Annotated in this window: 15 protein-coding genes; 6 read left to right on the forward strand and 9 right to left on the reverse strand. The window is 54.6% G+C overall.

Features of this window, described 5'->3' with window-relative positions; genetic code table 11:
* Positions 1 to 10: 10 nt before the first annotated feature.
* Positions 11 to 331 (forward strand): heavy metal-binding domain-containing protein, encoded by a 321-nt coding sequence (locus K5Y33_RS02540; protein WP_007887640.1) that lies wholly within the window; start codon positions 11 to 13, stop codon positions 329 to 331.
* The gene (locus K5Y33_RS02545; protein ID WP_222233198.1) at positions 331 to 1,155 is read left to right on the forward strand and encodes an N-acetylmuramoyl-L-alanine amidase; all 825 of its coding nucleotides are present in this window, start codon (positions 331 to 333) and stop codon (positions 1,153 to 1,155) included. The genes K5Y33_RS02540 and K5Y33_RS02545 overlap by 1 nt, the downstream gene beginning before the upstream one ends.
* 37 nt (positions 1,156 to 1,192) lie before the next feature.
* Here K5Y33_RS02545 and ltaE read toward each other — a convergent pair whose 3' ends face one another.
* The 3 genes from ltaE to K5Y33_RS02560 form a co-directional block, all read right to left on the reverse strand.
* Positions 1,193 to 2,194, reverse strand: a complete 1,002-nt coding sequence (gene ltaE, locus K5Y33_RS02550) for a low-specificity L-threonine aldolase (RefSeq protein WP_192234433.1) — start codon at positions 2,192 to 2,194, stop codon at positions 1,193 to 1,195.
* A 67-nt stretch (positions 2,195 to 2,261) separates the two neighbouring features.
* Complete coding sequence (gene poxB, locus K5Y33_RS02555) at positions 2,262 to 3,983, reverse strand: ubiquinone-dependent pyruvate dehydrogenase (protein ID WP_192234431.1); 1,722 nt, start codon at positions 3,981 to 3,983, stop codon at positions 2,262 to 2,264.
* 103 nt (positions 3,984 to 4,086) lie between these two features.
* A complete protein-coding gene (locus K5Y33_RS02560; protein WP_217547094.1) occupies positions 4,087 to 4,983 on the reverse strand; it encodes a lysine exporter LysO family protein in 897 nt (298 codons plus the stop codon).
* A gap of 137 nt (positions 4,984 to 5,120) precedes the next feature.
* Here K5Y33_RS02560 and K5Y33_RS02565 point away from each other — a divergent pair, with 137 nt between their 5' ends.
* Positions 5,121 to 6,761 carry an ATP-dependent endonuclease gene (locus tag K5Y33_RS02565; RefSeq protein ID WP_222233844.1) on the forward strand — a complete coding sequence of 547 codons (1,641 nt, stop codon included), beginning with the start codon at positions 5,121 to 5,123 and terminating at the stop codon, positions 6,759 to 6,761.
* 92 nt (positions 6,762 to 6,853) lie between these two features.
* Here K5Y33_RS02565 and cspD read toward each other — a convergent pair whose 3' ends face one another.
* Positions 6,854 to 7,081, reverse strand: coding sequence for a cold shock-like protein CspD (gene cspD, locus K5Y33_RS02570; protein ID WP_007887624.1), 228 nt, complete (start codon positions 7,079 to 7,081; stop codon positions 6,854 to 6,856).
* 323 nt (positions 7,082 to 7,404) lie between these two features.
* Here cspD and clpS point away from each other — a divergent pair, with 323 nt between their 5' ends.
* Both clpS and clpA read left to right on the forward strand, forming a co-directional pair.
* Positions 7,405 to 7,725 carry an ATP-dependent Clp protease adapter ClpS gene (clpS, locus tag K5Y33_RS02575; RefSeq protein WP_007887621.1) on the forward strand — a complete coding sequence of 107 codons (321 nt, stop codon included), beginning with the start codon at positions 7,405 to 7,407 and terminating at the stop codon, positions 7,723 to 7,725.
* Between the two features lie 55 nt (positions 7,726 to 7,780).
* Positions 7,781 to 10,060 carry an ATP-dependent Clp protease ATP-binding subunit ClpA gene (gene clpA, locus K5Y33_RS02580; RefSeq protein WP_064740732.1) on the forward strand — a complete coding sequence of 760 codons (2,280 nt, stop codon included), beginning with the start codon at positions 7,781 to 7,783 and terminating at the stop codon, positions 10,058 to 10,060.
* Between the two features lie 90 nt (positions 10,061 to 10,150).
* Here clpA and infA read toward each other — a convergent pair whose 3' ends face one another.
* From infA to trxB, 5 genes are all read right to left on the reverse strand, one after another.
* A complete protein-coding gene (gene infA / locus K5Y33_RS02585; protein ID WP_002211347.1) occupies positions 10,151 to 10,369 on the reverse strand; it encodes a translation initiation factor IF-1 in 219 nt (72 codons plus the stop codon).
* A 346-nt stretch (positions 10,370 to 10,715) separates the two neighbouring features.
* Positions 10,716 to 11,408, reverse strand: coding sequence for a leucyl/phenylalanyl-tRNA--protein transferase (gene aat, locus K5Y33_RS02590; protein WP_101760971.1), 693 nt, complete (start codon positions 11,406 to 11,408; stop codon positions 10,716 to 10,718).
* Between the two features lie 33 nt (positions 11,409 to 11,441).
* Complete coding sequence (gene cydC / locus K5Y33_RS02595; RefSeq protein WP_222233199.1) at positions 11,442 to 13,172, reverse strand: cysteine/glutathione ABC transporter ATP-binding protein/permease CydC; 1,731 nt, start codon at positions 13,170 to 13,172, stop codon at positions 11,442 to 11,444.
* Positions 13,172 to 14,941 (reverse strand): cysteine/glutathione ABC transporter permease/ATP-binding protein CydD, encoded by a 1,770-nt coding sequence (gene cydD, locus K5Y33_RS02600; RefSeq protein WP_222233200.1) that lies wholly within the window; start codon positions 14,939 to 14,941, stop codon positions 13,172 to 13,174. The genes cydC and cydD overlap by 1 nt, the downstream gene beginning before the upstream one ends.
* 145 nt (positions 14,942 to 15,086) lie before the next feature.
* Positions 15,087 to 16,052, reverse strand: a complete 966-nt coding sequence (gene trxB / locus K5Y33_RS02605; protein ID WP_061717155.1) for a thioredoxin-disulfide reductase — start codon at positions 16,050 to 16,052, stop codon at positions 15,087 to 15,089.
* 521 nt (positions 16,053 to 16,573) lie between these two features.
* Between trxB and lrp the strand changes: the two genes are divergently transcribed.
* On the forward strand, positions 16,574 to 17,068 hold the full coding sequence (lrp, locus tag K5Y33_RS02610) for a leucine-responsive transcriptional regulator Lrp (RefSeq protein ID WP_006118610.1): 495 nt from the start codon (positions 16,574 to 16,576) through the stop codon (positions 17,066 to 17,068).
* Positions 17,069 to 17,165 lie beyond the last annotated feature (97 nt).

The raw sequence follows: 17,165 nt of genomic DNA on the forward strand, positions 1-17,165 counted from the left end.
GGAGAACACCATGAAATTTTCTACAACGCCCACGCTGGAAGGACACAGCATCAGTGAATATTGCGGCGTGGTCGCCGGTGAAGCGATTCTCGGCGCCAATATTTTCCGCGATTTCTTCGCCGGTATCCGCGATATCGTCGGTGGCCGCTCTGGCGCCTACGAAAAAGAGTTACGCAAAGCGCGCCAGATCGCCTTTAAAGAGCTGGAAGAGCAGGCGAAAGCGCTCGGCGCCAACGCGGTGGTGGGCATCGATATCGACTACGAAACTGTCGGCAAAGAGGGCAGCATGTTGATGGTGAGCGTCACCGGCACCGCCGTGATTATTCGCTAATGCGCGTGGTTGTCCTGCTGGCGGTGGCGCTGTTACTTAGCGCTTGTCAGTCATCGATTGAAGCGCGCCACGGTTACTGGGTTGATACCGCGCATCCGGCGCAGGGCGCGCGGCCGCGTATTAAGGTGGTGGTGATTCATTACACCGCTGAGGATTTCTCCAATTCGCTGGCGACGCTGACCGATCGGGAAGTTAGCGCGCACTACCTGATTCCGCAAAATCCGCCGCAGAAAAACGGCAAGGGCGTGGTGTGGCAATTGGTGCCGGAAAGCCAACTCGCGTGGCACGCAGGCCCGAGTTTCTGGCGCGGCGCAACGCGCATTAATGACACTTCGGTTGGTATTGAAATCGTCAACAGTGGTTATCGTCGAACCTTAACGGGTTTGCAGTGGCAGCCCTTTACGCCGCAGCAGATCAGCGCGCTGATGGCGCTGGTCAAAGATATCACTCAGCGCTACGGCATCGCGGCGGAAAATGTGGTCGGGCACAGCGATATCGCGCCGCAGCGTAAGCAGGATCCCGGTCCGCTGTTTCCCTGGCAGCAGCTGGCAGAGCACGGTTTAGGCGCTTGGCCCGAGCAGGCAACGGTGCAGCGCTATCTTAACGGACGCGCGGCGGATGAAGGCGTGGATCAGGCAGAACTGCTGGATGCGCTGCAGCGCTATGGCTACGACGTGGCGGCGGCGACCACGCCGCAGATGCAGCGCAAGCTGATTGCGGCGTTTCAAATGCATTTCCGCCCGCGTGATTATCGCGGCATCGCCGATGCAGAAACCCTGGCGATCGCCCGCGCGTTATTAGCGAAGTACGGTGCGGCGCAGTGATACGCGGCATTGGTCGCCATAAATGGCGGCCGTTTGTTTACTGCTGCAGGAATGCCTGCCAGTGCGCCACCAGCCGTTGCAGATCCTGACGGCTGACATCCAGATGCGTGACAATACGCGTTACGGGCCCAACGCTGATTAGCACATCGCCCGACTGCATCCAGCTTTTCAGCGCGTCAACTTTCTCTGTTGGCACCTTCACAAACAGCATGTTGGTGTGCTGATTGAGCACTTCAACACCGATGGCGCTGAGCTGCTCGCCTAACCATGCCGCATTATCATGATCCTCTTTGAGACGCGCGACATTGTGCTTCAACGCATACAACCCCGCCGCGGCCAGAATGCCCGACTGGCGCATGCCGCCGCCGGTCATTTTGCGCCAGCGACGCGCTTGCTCAATGTAGGCCTCATCGCCACACAGCAGCGAACCAATCGGCGTGCCAAGGCCTTTTGACAGGCAGATGGTTAAGGTGTCGCAGTAACGCGCAATCGCTTCCAGCTCCACATTCTGTGCCACCACGGCGTTAAAAATACGTGCGCCATCAATGTGCAGCGCCAGCTTATGCTCGCGGGTGAGAGTCCACGCTTGCTCCAGATAGCTGAGCGGCAGCACTTTACCGTGATGGGTGTTTTCCAGGCTCAGAAGACGGGTGCGGGCGAAGTGGAAATCGTCGGGTTTGATGGCGGCTGCCACCTCCGCCAGCGGCAGGGAACCATCTTCCGCATGCAGAATTGGCTGTGGCTGAATGCTGCCAAGCACCGCTGCGCCGCCGGCTTCATATTTGTAGTTGTGCGCCTGCTGACCCACGATATATTCATCGCCGCGCTGGCAGTGACACAGCAGCGCAACCAGATTAGCTTGCGTGCCGGTGGGGAAGAACAGGGCGGCGGCTTTGCCGCTCAAGCGTGCGGCTTCGACTTCCAGTGCGTATACGGTGGGGTCATCGCGGTAGACATCATCGCCGGTTTCGGCTGCCATCATGGCATCGAGCATGGCAGCACTTGGGCGGGTTACGGTATCACTGCGTAGATCGATCACGTCGCTCTCCTGAAATAAAAAAGCGGGCGAAGCGCCCGCGTTATCATCATGTTTGGCCTGAATTGTTTTACCTCAGCCAGTTGGTTTTCGCCAGCTCCACGATCTCATCACCGCGTCCATTCAGAATGGCACGCATCATGTAGAGGCTGAAACCTTTGGCCTGCTCGGCTTTAATCTGCGGCGGCATCGACAACTCTTCTTTGGCAGTAATCACGTCAAGCAACACCGGGCCATCATGCGCAAAGGCTTCCTGCAGCGCGCCGTTGAGATCGGAGGCTTTCTCAACGCGAATGCCTTTGATGCCACAGGCGGCGGCGATGGCGGCGAAATCCGGGTTTTCGAGGTCAGTGCCGTCGGTCAGATAGCCACCGGCTTTCATCTCCATCGCCACAAAGCCCAGCACGCTGTTATTGAAGATCACCAGTTTCACCGGCAGTTTGAGCTGCGCCACCGAAATGAAATCGCCCATCAACATGCTAAAACCGCCGTCGCCACACAGCGCCACCACCTGACGCTGCTTGTCCAGCGACTGCGCGCCCAATGCCTGCGGCATGGCGTTGGCCATCGAACCGTGATTGAACGAGCCGATCAAACGACGTTTGCCATTCATCTTCAGATAGCGCGCTGCCCACACGGTTGGCGTGCCGACGTCGCAGGTAAAGATGGCGTCGTCATCGGCGTATTCGCTGATTTGCTGGGCCAGATATTGCGGGTGAATCGCCAGCTTATCGTTAGCGGTGGCCAGTTCGTCCAGCCCTTTGCGCGCATCGACATAATGCTCCAGCGCTTTGTCCAGATGCTGACGATCGGTTTTGCTGGTGAGCTGCGGCTGCAGCGCATGCAAGGTGGTTTTGATGTCACCCACCAGCGCCATATCCACATGGCTGTGTGAGCCAAGGCTGCCCGGATTGATGTCGATCTGAATGATTTTGGCATCGGCCGGATAGAAGGCGCGATAGGGGAATTGCGTCCCCAGCAGCACTAAGGTATCGGCATTCATCATGGCGTGGAAACCAGAGGAGAAGCCAATCAATCCGGTCATGCCGACATCGTAAGGGTTATCATATTCGATGTGCTCTTTACCGCGCATCGCGTGCACAATCGGCGCTTTCAGCGTTTCTGCCAGCTTCACCACTTCGTCATGCGCGCCAGCGCAACCGCTGCCGCACAGCAGGGTGATATTTTTCGCTGCATTCAACGTTTCAGCTAAGGCGGCCACTTCGCGGGCGGTTGGCACCACGTGCGGCAACTGCGGCGGATACCATTCGCTGCGTGCGCTTTCCGGGGCCGGCTGCAACGCCACGTCGCCGGGGATCACAATCACTGATACGCCACGATTGAGAATCGCTTTACGCATCGCAATGCCCAGCACCTGCGGCAGCTGCTCCGGATTGGAAACCAGCTCGCAATAGTGGCTGCATTCGCGGAATAATTCTTGTGGGTGGGTTTCCTGAAAATAGCCGCTACCAATTTCGCTGGAAGGAATGTGGGCGGCGATGGCCAAAACCGGAACGTGATTGCGGTGGCAATCAAACAAGCCGTTGATGAGATGCAGGTTGCCCGGTCCACAGGAACCGGCGCATACCGCCAATTCACCGCTGATTTGTGCTTCAGCGCCGGCCGCGAAGGCTGCCACTTCTTCATGGCGCGTCGGCATCCATTCGATGGTGCCCATGCGATTCAGGCTGTCGCTCAGCCCGTTGAGAGAGTCACCGGTGACGCCCCAAATGCGTTTCACGCCGGCGTTTTCCAAAGTTTTTGCCAGCATTGCCGCCACAGTTTGCTTCATCGTTATGCTCCTTTCTGGTGTTGAGCCATCCATGCCGATGGCGAAAACGTGTCAGTCAGAAAGCGTAGACGATGAAGCTGGCGTGCAGGCGTGAAAAAATGCGTTATGCCGAGAACAGGGCGATAAGGATTGGCGCCAGCAAACTCATAATAAAACCGTGCACAATCGCAGCGGGCACGATCTCCATGCCGCCGGTGCGTTGCAGGATTGGCAGCGTGAAATCCATCGAGGTTGCGCCGCTCAAGCCCAGCGTCATGCTGCGTTGACGGGTGATCAGCAGCGGGATCAGCATAATGGTGATCAGCTCACGCAGCAGGTCGTTGAAGAAGGCGGCGCTGCCTATCACCGGGCCGAACGATTCGCTCATCAGAATGCCGGAGAGCGAATACCAGCCGAAACCGCTGGCTAACGCCAGGCCGGTTTTGATCGGCAGATCCAGCAGCAGCGCGGCCATTACGCCGCCCACCAGCGCACTGCACAGCGATACCAGCGCCACCAGCATGCCGCGACGGTTGATGGTGATTTGACGCAGCGTCATGCCGCTGCTGCGCAGCTGAATACCGACCAGCAATAGCATCAGCATCAAGGCGTATTCACTGATGGTCGAGGCGTTACGCAGCGGCGCCCATTGACTCAAACCGAGCAGAAAGCCCGCCAGCACCGAACCGCACAGCTTGAGCGACTCCAGCGCCATATGCAGACGCGACGGCAGCGCTTGTGGCTTGTGCTGATGACGCCAAGGCCAGCGTCGCTCCAGCAGCCACAGCGCCAGTAGCGAGCAGGCAAGAATGCTCAGCATGCTCACCAGCGCGATGTGGAAAATGGCCAGCAAATTGCTGCTCAGGTTATCGAGGAATGCCAGGCTGGTGCCCATAAAGAACAGAATGATGTAGACCAGCGCGCTCAGCGTGCGGGCAACCGCTTGTAAAAGCGTGGTGTGGCGCAGCGGCAGCAGATAGCCGAAAATCAGCGGCAAAAGGATGATAATCAATCCGTACATGTGAGGTTTCTATCCATGATTTGCGGGCTGCCACGCTAGCGAAAAATGGTTGAAGTGTAAACCTTTTCCCCTGGCGCTGACTTGACCAACGCAGCGTGGCGGACCATGCTCAGGCAAAGTAGCAGATGGAATGTATGATGATTCTGGAACATATCGATATTCACGGTTTTCGCGGTATTAATCGGCTGTCATTGCCGTTGACCAACACCAATGTGTTGATTGGGGAAAATGCCTGGGGTAAATCGAGCCTGCTCGATGCATTGACGCTGTTGCTGGCGCCCGCCGCCGAGCCTTATCAGTTTAGCGAACACGACTTTCACTTCCCGCCCGGCGACATTGATGCCCGCATGCGCCAGTTGCAGCTGGTATTTCGTTTTCGTGCCCAGAGCGATGATGAGAGTGCGTTGTTTCAGCCTTTCTGGCAGCACGATGAGCATGGCCGCTATATCCGTTTCAGCACGCGTGCTAAACGTCAGGATCAGGGTGTAAAAACCAGCTGGCGTTTCATCGATCAGCATAACGATGTGTTGCCAGCGGCAGGCACTGACGCAGCGTTGGCACATCTGCGCGCTTATTATCCGGTATTGCGTTTACGCGATGCGCGTTTTGGCCGTCGTAACCGCCATGCTGACAGCGATGCGGAGCGCCGCGAGACGACGCTGACGGCATTGGCGCAGGAAGTGGAAAAGCTGACGCGCGATTTGGTGGTGCGTCCGCAAACGCTCAGCGACGATCTGCTGCGTCAGGGATTGCATACTATGCAGCAGCTGCTGGAACACTATTTTCTGGTGCAGCAGTCAGGCAGCAGCGCGCCGCGCGTGGCACCGGAAGTTCGCGATGGCAGCGAAGGCTGGCGATCGCTGGATAAACTTAATCACCTGATTGCCGGCACTGAATCACGCAGTCGTCAGGTGATTCTGCTGCGCATGTTCTCGCTGTTGATTCAGGCGCACGGCAACGAGCCGCTGCCGGCGGGTGCGCATCCGCTGCTGCTGGTGGAAGATCCGGAGACGCGGCTGCATCCCATTATGCTGTCGGTGGCGTGGAATTTACTGGAACTGATGCCGCTACAGAAAATCGCCACCACCAACTCGGGTGAACTGCTATCGCAGGTGCCACTGGAAAATATGTGTCGGCTGGTGCGTGAACCCGCGCGGGTGGCGGCATGGCGCATTGGGCCAGAAGGTTTAAGCGCTGAAGAGAGTCGCCGTATCGGTTTCCACATCCGCGTGAATCGTCCTTCGGCGCTGTTTGCCCGCTGCTGGCTGCTGGTGGAAGGCGAGACCGAAGTGTGGATTATCAATGAACTGGCGCGGCAGCGTGGCTATCACTTCGCGGCGGAAGGGGTAAAAGTCATTGAGTTTGCGCAATCGGGTTTGAAACCGCTGCTGAAGTTCGCCCAACGCATGGGCATCGCCTGGCATGTGCTGACCGACGGCGACCAGGCGGGCAGCAAATATGCGGCTACTGCCCGCAGCCAGCTGCCGTCGGCGGCACGGGAAAGCGATCATCTCACGCAGTTTCCGGCACCGGATATCGAACATTTTCTCTTTAAGCAGGGGTTCAGCGATGTTTATTACCAGACGGCGCACCTGCCGTTAAACGCACCGATGAACACGCGGCGTATTATTAGTAAAGCCATTCAGCACAGCTCGAAACCTGAGCTGGCGATTGCCGTCGCGATGGCTGCGGCTGAACGCGGGCCACAGGCGATTCCGCCGTTGCTGGATCAGCTGTTTGCGCGCGTGATGTGGTTGGCTCGCGGCCGGGCGGATTGAGGAAAGGGTGAGATGCGCCAAATAAAAATGCCAGCGTCTGCGGCTGGCATTTTTTTTCGGGAGTGGTCAGAATACGTGAAACAGCATGCGCGTTAAGCGACCGCGGCTTGCGTGGCTTCACAGGGCACGATCAGGCTGGCATGATTGCCTTTTGGTCCTTCATGGACATCAAACTGAACCTGCTGGCCAGCTTTCAGCGTTCTGTATCCCTCCATCTGAATCGTGGAGTAGTGTGCGAAGATATCGTCGCCGCCGCTAATCGGACAGATAAACCCGAAGCCTTTGGCGTTATTGAACCATTTTACTGTACCCGTCTCCATGCTTTTACTTCCCTCGCAAGACATTTTGATAAGTAGGTGAGGTCATCGAAGCTGTGAGTCGAGTTTGTTTAAAACTCAATCAGCTTGTGTTAGTAGAATGTAGAGAAACGGACCTTACCGTCAAGCAAACGGCCCTGGCGGACGGGGATAAATTCATCAAAATTTGAGGCAGTTAACGCTATTGCAAATTTTGTGATACAGGTCGCGCATGTGCTTTTAGGGCCAGTTTTTATCAACTGAAAACCGGCTTGACAGGCATGTTAAACTTTAGGAATGGGCGCAGAGATGTGCACAACCGTAACGCAGAATTTCGACGGAACATTATGGCAAACACAAACGACTGGCTTAATTTTGAACATCTAGCCGAAGATAAAGTACGCGAAGGGTTAAAGCCGCCTTCAATGTATAAAGTCATTCTGAATAATGACGATTATACACCTATGGAATTTGTTATTGACGTTCTGCAAAAGTTCTTTTCTTATGATATTGAACGTGCAACGCAGCTGATGTTGAAAGTTCACTACCATGGAAAAGCAATCTGTGGTGTATTCACTGCAGAAGTGGCGGAGACCAAAGTAGCCCAGGTGAACAATTACGCACGAGATAATGAACATCCGTTGCTGTGTACGCTAGAAAAAGCCTGAAGCCATCTCCATATAGGAGATAGGTTGTCAGAGCGATAATTGGGGGAGGTGCCAAATGCTCAATCAAGAACTGGAACTCAGTTTAAATATGGCTTTCGCCAGAGCGCGCGAGCACCGTCATGAGTTTATGACCGTCGAGCATCTGTTGCTGGCATTGCTCAGTAACCCGTCGGCCAGAGAGGCACTGGAAGCCTGTTCGGTGGATATCGTGGCTCTGCGTCAGGAACTCGAAGCCTTCATCGAACAAACCACGCCGGTGCTGCCTGCCAGTGAAGAGGAGCGCGATACCCAACCTACGCTCAGCTTCCAGCGTGTGCTGCAGCGCGCGGTATTCCACGTCCAGTCCTCCGGTCGCAGTGAAGTCGCAGGCGCGAACGTGCTGGTCGCGATTTTCAGCGAGCAGGAGTCGCAAGCGGCTTATCTGCTGCGCAAACACGAAGTGAGCCGTCTCGATGTGGTGAACTTCATCTCCCATGGTACGCGTAAAGACGAACCCGGCCAGCCGCAGAACAATGCGGAGAATCCGGTTAACGAAGAGCAAGCAGGCGGGGAGGATCGTATGGAAAACTTCACCACCAATCTTAATCAGCTTGCTCGTGTCGGCGGAATCGATCCGCTGATCGGCCGCGATAAAGAGCTGGAACGTACTGTTCAGGTGTTATGCCGTCGTCGTAAGAATAACCCGCTGCTGGTGGGGGAATCGGGCGTGGGTAAAACCGCGATTGCCGAAGGGCTTGCCTGGCGCATTGTGCAGGGCGACGTACCGGAAGTGATGAAAGAGTGCACCATCTATTCACTCGACATCGGTTCGCTGCTGGCGGGTACCAAATACCGTGGTGATTTTGAAAAACGCTTCAAAGCGCTGCTGAAACAGCTGGAGCAGGACAGTAACAGCATCCTGTTTATTGATGAAATTCATACCATTATCGGTGCCGGTGCGGCATCGGGTGGCCAGGTGGATGCGGCGAACTTGATCAAACCGTTGCTCTCCAGCGGCAAAATTCGCGTGATGGGTTCAACGACCTATCAGGAATTCAGCAACATTTTTGAGAAAGATCGTGCGCTGGCGCGTCGTTTCCAGAAGATCGATATCACCGAGCCTTCTGTGGAAGAGACCGTGCAAATTCTTAACGGCTTGAAACCGAAGTACGAAGCGCACCATGACGTGCGTTATACCGCCAAAGCGGTACGTGCGGCAGTGGAGCTGGCGGTGAAGTACATCAACGATCGTCATCTGCCGGATAAAGCGATTGACGTGATTGACGAAGCCGGTGCGCGTGCGCGTCTCGTGCCCGTCAGCAAGCGTAAGAAAACCGTTAACGTTTCGGATATTGAAACGGTGGTGGCACGTATTGCGCGTATTCCTGAGCAGAGCGTGTCACAAACCGATCGTGATACGCTGAAAAATCTCGGCGATCGTCTGAAGATGCTGGTGTTTGGTCAGGATAATGCGATTGAAGCACTGACTGAAGCGATCAAAATGAGCCGTGCAGGTTTGGGCCAGGATCGTAAACCGGTCGGTTCCTTCCTGTTTGCGGGCCCAACCGGTGTCGGTAAAACAGAGGTTACCGTCCAGCTGGCAAAAGCGCTGGGTATCGAGTTGCTGCGTTTTGATATGTCCGAGTATATGGAGCGTCACACCGTTAGCCGTTTGATTGGTGCGCCTCCGGGCTACGTTGGCTTCGATCAGGGCGGTTTGCTGACTGATGCGGTAATTAAACATCCGCACGCTGTGGTGCTGCTGGATGAGATCGAGAAAGCGCACCCGGATGTCTTCAACCTGCTGCTGCAGGTAATGGACAACGGTATGCTGACCGATAACAACGGCCGTAAAGCAGATTTCCGCAATGTGGTGCTGGTGATGACCACCAACGCCGGTGTGCGTGAGACTGAACGTAAGTCGATTGGCTTGATTCATCAGGACAACAGCACAGACGCAATGGAAGAGATCAAAAAGATCTTCACCCCAGAGTTCCGTAACCGTCTCGACAACATTATCTGGTTCCGTCACCTGTCTCAGGAAGTGATTCATCAGGTAGTGGATAAGTTTATCGTCGAGTTGCAGGCTCAGCTGGATGCGAAGGGCGTATCGCTGGAAGTTAGCGACGATGCGCGCGATTGGCTGGCTGATAAAGGCTACGATAAAGCGATGGGTGCGCGTCCGATGGCACGTGCCGTACAGGAAAATCTGAAGAAACCGTTAGCGAATGAACTGCTGTTTGGTTCGCTGGTTGATGGTGGATCGGTATCAGTAGCGCTGGATAAAGATAAAAACCAGCTGACTTACCACTTCTTGAGTGCGGAAAAACGTAAAACCGAAGGTACTGTACACTAAGCGTTTTGCAGATATGAAAAAGGCCGGATGCGAATCCGGCCTTTTTTTTGCGCTGAGTTTATGCCATCAGCGCGAGATAGAAATATCTACTTAGCGACTACGGAAGACAATGCGGCCTTTGCTCAGGTCGTACGGGGTCAACTCGACAGTCACTTTGTCGCCCGTCAGGATGCGGATATAGTTTTTGCGCATTTTACCGGAGATATGAGCGGTAACCACGTGCCCGTTTTCAAGCTCTACGCGGAACATGGTGTTCGGTAACGTATCCAGTACGGTACCTTGCATTTCAATATTGTCTTCTTTGGCCATCGAATCCTCTGGGTGTACTACCAAACTGTTGAACCGGCAAGATAATGCCGAATTCCATGATTTATGTAAAGAACCGTTGATGATTTTGCCAACGCTTCGCCGTGCGTCGCGCCGTTGCGCGTGCAGTACGGATAAATTAGGGTGTTTTTTGACGTCTGCGGGGGATTAGCGGGCTAAGAATCTGTAGCAATCGGCATCAGTTGCACAATCAAAACAGCTTCGGGAAATGTGTGAGATTCCCAACCTGGCAATTCCGGCTCGCCACAGCGAAGCGCGGACGACATACCAAACTCGCTTATTGTATCACTTTTGTCGGGAATTGTGTGCAAAACATCGGTGACCGATGTCAAAAAAGGGTTTGTGTGTGCCAGCAACTCTCGGAAACCGGTTGCCACGCCAGCGTTTGCACGTACTGCAGATAATCAACGCGAGGAATTTCCACCGCACCGAGGGAAGCGGTATGCGGATTCAGCACCTGACAATCAATCAGCCGGCCCTGATGCGCCAGAAAATGTTGTGCGAACACCCAGAGCGCTGTTTTCGAGGCATTTTCCTGACGGCTGAACATCGATTCACCGCAAAAAATTTGCCCCAGCGCCAGGCCATACATCCCGCCGACCAGTTGCTGCTCGCACCAGACTTCAATCGAATGTGCGTGGCCCAGTTCGTACAACCGCAACCACGCACGTTTCACTTCGAAAGTGATCCATGTCCCTTCCTGACGGCCGCTGGCGCAGCCTTCCAGCACCTGCGGAAACGCATGATTCATGGTGACGCGATACGGTGAGCGCTTATGGAAGCGCGCCATACTGCGGCTGAGATGGAAAGATTCTGGCAGCATGACCGCGCGGGGATCCGGCGACCACCAGAGAATCGGATCGCCAGGAGAAAACCACGGAAAAATGCCTCGCTGATAAGCATTCATCAGGCGGGCAGGGGAGAGATCGCCGCCCATCGCCAATAATCCATTGGGCTCGCGCAGCGCCATTTCCGGTGGTGGGAAATTTAATGAATCTCGTGAAAGCTGTATCAGTCTCATTGCATCAATCACACTCAGGGCTGTTGGCTAAGACTATAGCGTAAAGCGCTGATGGAAACGCCAGTAGCGGCCTGCTTTTGAGATTAATTCGGCGTGCGAACCGGATTCGATAATTTGTCCCTGATCCATAACGCAAATGCGGTCCATGGCGTCTAAACCACTTAAGCGATGCGTCACCATAATCAGCGTTTTGCCGCGGGTGACGTGTTGCAATAACGCCAGAATTTGCTGCTCGGTGCTGGCATCCAAACCTTCGGTAGGTTCATCCAGCAGCCACAAATCGCCATCATGCAGCAGGGCACGCGCTATTGCCAGACGACGCAGTTCGCCGCCGGACAACGGTCGACCGCCGTCGCCCATCCACGCATTCAATCTTTCGCTGTGTTCGGCGAGATGGGCCAGACCCACCTTACTCAACGCGTCTTCCAGTTGCTCATCGCTGGCATCGGGTTTTGCCAGCAGGAGATTGTCGCGCAGCGTTTGGCTGAACAGATGCACGCGCTGTGTTACCACGCTAATGCGGCGACGCAATGAAGCTTCATCCCAGGTGGTGAGATCGCTATCGTTGAGGCTAATTGAACCTTGCTGCGCTTCCCAACCGCGGGTAATCAGCGCCAGCAGACTGGATTTGCCGCAGCCGGTTGGACCGAGCAGCGCCAAATGCTCACCTGCATTTAACGATAGGGAAAAATGCTGCAACACCGGTTCGGGGCGCTGCGGATAGCTGAAGCGGATGTTTTCCATTTTCAGGCTGATACCTGATGGGCTACTGATTTTTGCGCTGGGAAAACGGATCGCGGCGGGCTGTTCAATGATTTCCTGTACCCGCTTAGCGGCGCTGGTCACCTGCGACAGCGGCAGAAACGCTCCGGCAACCGGGGCCAGCGCTTCAAACGCCGCCAGTCCGCAGAACACAAACAGCGCGATCAATGCGCCCGGCGAACTGTTTCCACCCACGCCATTCGCGGAAATCCATAGCAACAGCGTAACCGTCGCGCCGCTGATGACCAGCAACAGACTTTGCGCCAGTGCCTGCAGGCAATGTTGTCTGCGTTGCGCCTGTTGCCACTTCTGTTCATCGCTATCAAGTTGGTCGCGCCACTGTTGTGCTGCACCATAAATTTTCAGCTCAGACAGGCCAGTAATCCAGTGCGTCAACTGCATGCGCCAGCTGGCCTGATGCTGGGCGATTTGATGTCCGGCTGAGGTGCCAAGCCGCCAGAACAGCGGCGGCATGAGCAGCAGCGTCAAAAGCATCATACCGCCGAGCAGCAAAGCTAACGGTACATCCAGCAGCGCCAAACCGCAGGTGACCACCACAATTACCACCGCTGCACCGATTAACGGCGAGATCACACGCAGGTAAAGATGATCGAGTGTATCCACGTCGCTGACAAAACGGTTGAGCAATTCGCCATGACGAAAACGAGCCAGCTGTTCCGGCGATAGGGCGATGACTTTGCTGAAGGTGAATACGCGCAAATGTTGCAGCACGCGGAAGGTGGCATCGTGGCTCACGAGGCGCTCAAAATAACGTGCAGCCGTGCGCGTGATCGCCGCGCCGCGCACGCCGGCAGCGGGCAACATGTAATTGAACGTATAAAGTCCCGCTACGCCCGCCAGCGAAGAGGCGGCAAGGAACCAGCCGGATAAAGTCAGCAATCCGATACTGGCAAGCAAAGTGATAATGGCGAGAATAATGCCAAGTCCCAAACGCCATGGATGACGGCTAAACAGACGCAGGAAAGGCAACAAATTATTCATTATGCGATCTCCTTCTGACGATGCTGCGCCATTTCACGCAAAGGTCCATCTTGTTCAATCAGCTGCTGCCAGGGACCTTGTTGCACCAGTTGCCCGGCCTGCATCACCCACACTTCATCCCAGCTAGGGAGCTCGTTGAGTTGATGCGTGATCATCAGCGTTGTCTGCTGGGTGGCCGCCTGCTGCAGTGCGCGGATAACATGTTGCTCACTTTGGCTATCCAGCCCAGAACCGGGCTCATCAAGCAATAGCAGTTGTGCCGGTTTAAGCAGCGCACGCGCCACGGCAATACGCTGCGCCTGACCGACGGAAAGCCCCACGCCGCCATCGCCTAAAAGAGTATCTAATCCGTTTGGCAGACGATCTAAAAACTCGTCAACGCCCGCGCGCTGCAGAACCGACATGAGCGTCGCGTCATCAATGGGGCTATTAAGCAGCAGGTTTTCGCGTAGCGTTTGCGCGGGTAAATGCGGATTTTGGCCAACCCAGGCAATATATTGTTGCCAGCTATCGCGGTTGATATCACGCAGCTCCTGCCCATTAACCTGCAGTGAACCTTGATAAGGCAGGAAACCCAGCAAGACGTTCATCAGCGCGGTTTTGCCTGCACCGCTTTGTCCTACCAGCGCTACACGTTTACCAGTATCGAGAGTGAAATTGAGCGATTGAGAGAGCGCTTCACCGCCAGCAGTCATGACCACCAAATTCTGAGCCTGAATATGCAGCGGTGCAGTAAGAGAAAGCTCGCGAGAAGCGTGCTCTTCGTGTGGATCGGGACTTTCGCGTAGAAACTGGTCCAGCGCATCAGCTCCGCCAATCGCTTGCGCTTTGGCGTGATAAAAGGTGCCTAAGTCGCGCAACGGCTGGAAAAATTCAGGCGCCAGAATAAGTGCCAGGAAACCAGCAAACAGCGTTACACCGGTGCTGTAATGACCAAAATTCAGTTCGCCGAGATAAGAGAAACCGAAATAGACCGCGACGACAGCAATCGCCAGTGAGGCAAAAAATTCCAGCACGGCAGATGAGAGAAACGCCAGGCGCAACACTTCCATAGTGCGTTGCCGAAAATCGGTGGTGCTGGCGGCAATCGCTTCTTGCTCTGCCGCAGCGCGATAGAACAGGCGCAGCGTTTCACGTCCACGCAGACGATCGTAAAAATCACCACTTAGCCGGGCGAGTGCAACAAAGTTGCGGCGATTGGCATCTGCAGCGCCCATGCCAACCATCGCCATAAATAGGGGAATGAGTGGCGCGGTGACCAGCAGAATCAATCCCGCCGCCCAGTTAATTGGAAAAATGGCGATCAATATGGCTAACGGAATAAAGAGTGCCAGCGACATCTGAGGCAGATAACGCGCGTAGTATTCCTGCATCTCTTCGATTTGTTCGAGCAGTAGCGTAGCCCAACTGCCTGCTGGCTTACCTTGAATCCAGGCGGGACCGAGCACATTGAGTCGATCCAGAACCTGCTGACGCAGCGCACGGCGAATGGCAACGCCGGCGCGATGTCCTGCCATTTCGCGGGCGTAATGCAATCCGGCGCGCAAAACAAAGCACAGCAGCAGCAACAGAAAATCGGTGAGCAGTGATACGCGCGGTTGCTGTGCGACAAGCAGATTTTGTAGCAGCGAAGCCAGTAACCAGGCTTGGGCGATAATGACCAATGCGCCAGCAAAACCCAGCAGCGAAGCCGCACGTAAGTTGCGCGCACCGTGATGACGTTGCTGACGGAGCCAGCGGAGAAGTTCTTGTTGCCGTGATTTGTTCATGCGATGCCGTTTGGTAACTCAAAAGAGATGTGAATCCCGGATGAAAACCCAGCAATATCGGGCGCGTGAACTGTAGCACGCAGGTAACAAAAAAGGCGACCAAAACTGGCCGCCTTTTAGCGATTATGATCAGGTTATTAACAACTTACTTATCGTTTTTAACCAGTCCATCGAGGAAGCGTTCCGCATCCAACGCCGCCATACAGCCGGTACCGGCAGAGGTAATGGCCTGACGATAAATATGATCCATCACATCGCCGGCAGCGAACACGCCTGGGATGCTGGTTTGCGTGGCGTTGCCGTGCAGACCAGACTGCACTTTGATGTAGCCATTCTCCAAATCCAGCTGACCATCAAAAATTGCGGTATTTGGACTGTGGCCGATGGCGACAAACAAACCAGCGACGTCCAGTGATTCAGCCGCTTCACCTTTGGTAGACAGCAGTTTCAAGCCCGTCACGCCCATTTGATCGCCAACCACTTCATCCAGCGTGCGGTCGGTGTGCAGCACGATATTGCCATTGCGCACTTTTTCCATCAGACGGTCAATAAGGATTTTCTCAGCGCGGAAACTGTCGCGACGGTGAATCAGATGCACTTCTGCAGCAATGTTAGCCAGATAAAGCGCTTCTTCAACGGCAGTGTTACCGCCACCAATGACGGCAACTTTCTGATTGCGGTAGAAGAAGCCGTCGCAGGTCGCACAAGCAGAGACGCCTTTGCCTTTGAACGCTTCTTCTGATGGCAATCCGAGATAACGTGCCGATGCGCCAGTGGCGATGATCAACGCATCAGCAGTGTATTCACCGCTGTCGCCGACCAGACGGAACGGACGGTTCTGCAAATCGACGGTATGAATGTGGTCAAAAATGATCTCGGTGTTGAATTTCTCGGCATGCTCCTGCATGCGCTCCATCAACGCTGGACCGGTCAGATCGTTTGCATCGCCTGGCCAGTTCTCCACTTCGGTGGTGGTGGTGAGCTGACCTCCTTTCTCCAGTCCGGTAATTAACACCGGATTCAGGTTAGCGCGCGCTGCATATACCGCAGCAGTGTAACCGGCAGGGCCGGAGCCCAGAATGAGCAGCTTACTGTGTTTGGCCGTACTCATACGTTCCTCAATTTTTTTCTGACAACATAGTTTTTGATTGTAGGGAAATTAACGCCGTAAAAAAAGGCTCCAGCAATTTTGTTAACAATCACTGCAAGCGGCGTAGACGATGAGTGCAAGTTTTGCACGCGCGTTACGCCAAAAGGGGGCAATGCTCGGCAATTAGTGGTGCAGCAGCATAAAAATTCTCATTTAAAAACAGCAACCCAGAACTCTATCTGGCATCTTGTACTGAATTTGGATGTTTTACTTTGACAATCGCCTGCGCTTTTGCGAAAACATTGGGAGAAGCAGAGAATATTTAGCGATTCAAAACAGAATTTCATTTCTGTTTTGGGCTGTTTAGCCGAATAAACTCAGCCTGACATTGGTAGTGACGCATGATGTGGACAGACAACATGCGTCATACGGATGGACGCGTTACTGCACAGGCTTATGGTCTTCACTTCAGTAAGGCCCTGAACAATGAGCGTTTTCAGGGTGTGGCAGGTAAAGGGAAGGAATTAAGAGAGACAATAATAATGGTAGACAATAAGAAACGCCCCGGAAAAGATTTAGATCGTATCGACAGAAATATTCTGAATGAACTGCAGAAAGACGGTCGAATTTCTAATGTCGAGCTTTCCAAACGTGTTGGATTATCGCCAACTCCATGTCTTGAGCGCGTGCGCCGCCTCGAGCGTCAAGGCTTCATTCTGGGCTACACCGCGCAGCTCAACCCGCATTATCTGGATGCTTCACTGCTGGTTTTCGTTGAGATTACTCTGAATCGTGGTGCGCCAGATGTGTTTGAACAATTTAACGCCGCCGTGCAAAAACTTGAGGAAACTCAAGAATGTCACCTCGTTTCCGGTGATTTTGACTACCTGCTGAAAACCCGCGTACCGGATATGTCCGCTTATCGTAAACTACTGGGTGAGACCTTGCTGCGTCTGCCGGGCGTAAACGACACCCGTACTTACGTGGTGATGGAAGAGGTCAAACAGAGCAATCGTCTGGTGATCAAAACCCGGTAGTGCAGGGCAGGTGCAAAGCTTGCAGGATTTCGGTACACTCCTGTGAATTCATACAGGACCAGCGTCGGGCATGCCCGACGTTGTTGCCTTCTTAATT

This window comes from Pantoea sp. DY-17, from assembly GCF_019795975.1.
Lineage (GTDB): Bacteria > Pseudomonadota > Gammaproteobacteria > Enterobacterales > Enterobacteriaceae > Pantoea > Pantoea leporis.

Excerpts from the sequence above, each read along its gene's own strand:
- clpA (WP_064740732.1), top strand. The coding sequence starts at position 7,781 with ATGCTCAATCAAGAACTGGAACTCAGTTTAAATATGGCTTTCGCCAGA.
- cydD (WP_222233200.1), bottom strand. The coding sequence starts at position 14,941 with ATGAACAAATCACGGCAACAAGAACTTCTCCGCTGGCTCCGTCAGCAA.
- infA (WP_002211347.1), bottom strand. The coding sequence starts at position 10,369 with ATGGCCAAAGAAGACAATATTGAAATGCAAGGTACCGTACTGGATACG.
- K5Y33_RS02540 (WP_007887640.1), top strand. The coding sequence starts at position 11 with ATGAAATTTTCTACAACGCCCACGCTGGAAGGACACAGCATCAGTGAA.
- K5Y33_RS02560 (WP_217547094.1), bottom strand. The coding sequence starts at position 4,983 with ATGTACGGATTGATTATCATCCTTTTGCCGCTGATTTTCGGCTATCTG.
- poxB (WP_192234431.1), bottom strand. The coding sequence starts at position 3,983 with ATGAAGCAAACTGTGGCGGCAATGCTGGCAAAAACTTTGGAAAACGCC.
- trxB (WP_061717155.1), bottom strand. The coding sequence starts at position 16,052 with ATGAGTACGGCCAAACACAGTAAGCTGCTCATTCTGGGCTCCGGCCCT.
- K5Y33_RS02565 (WP_222233844.1), top strand. The coding sequence starts at position 5,121 with ATGATTCTGGAACATATCGATATTCACGGTTTTCGCGGTATTAATCGG.
- cspD (WP_007887624.1), bottom strand. The coding sequence starts at position 7,081 with ATGGAGACGGGTACAGTAAAATGGTTCAATAACGCCAAAGGCTTCGGG.
- aat (WP_101760971.1), bottom strand. The coding sequence starts at position 11,408 with ATGAGACTGATACAGCTTTCACGAGATTCATTAAATTTCCCACCACCG.
- K5Y33_RS02545 (WP_222233198.1), top strand. The coding sequence starts at position 331 with ATGCGCGTGGTTGTCCTGCTGGCGGTGGCGCTGTTACTTAGCGCTTGT.
- clpS (WP_007887621.1), top strand. The coding sequence starts at position 7,405 with ATGGCAAACACAAACGACTGGCTTAATTTTGAACATCTAGCCGAAGAT.
- cydC (WP_222233199.1), bottom strand. The coding sequence starts at position 13,172 with ATGAATAATTTGTTGCCTTTCCTGCGTCTGTTTAGCCGTCATCCATGG.
- lrp (WP_006118610.1), top strand. The coding sequence starts at position 16,574 with ATGGTAGACAATAAGAAACGCCCCGGAAAAGATTTAGATCGTATCGAC.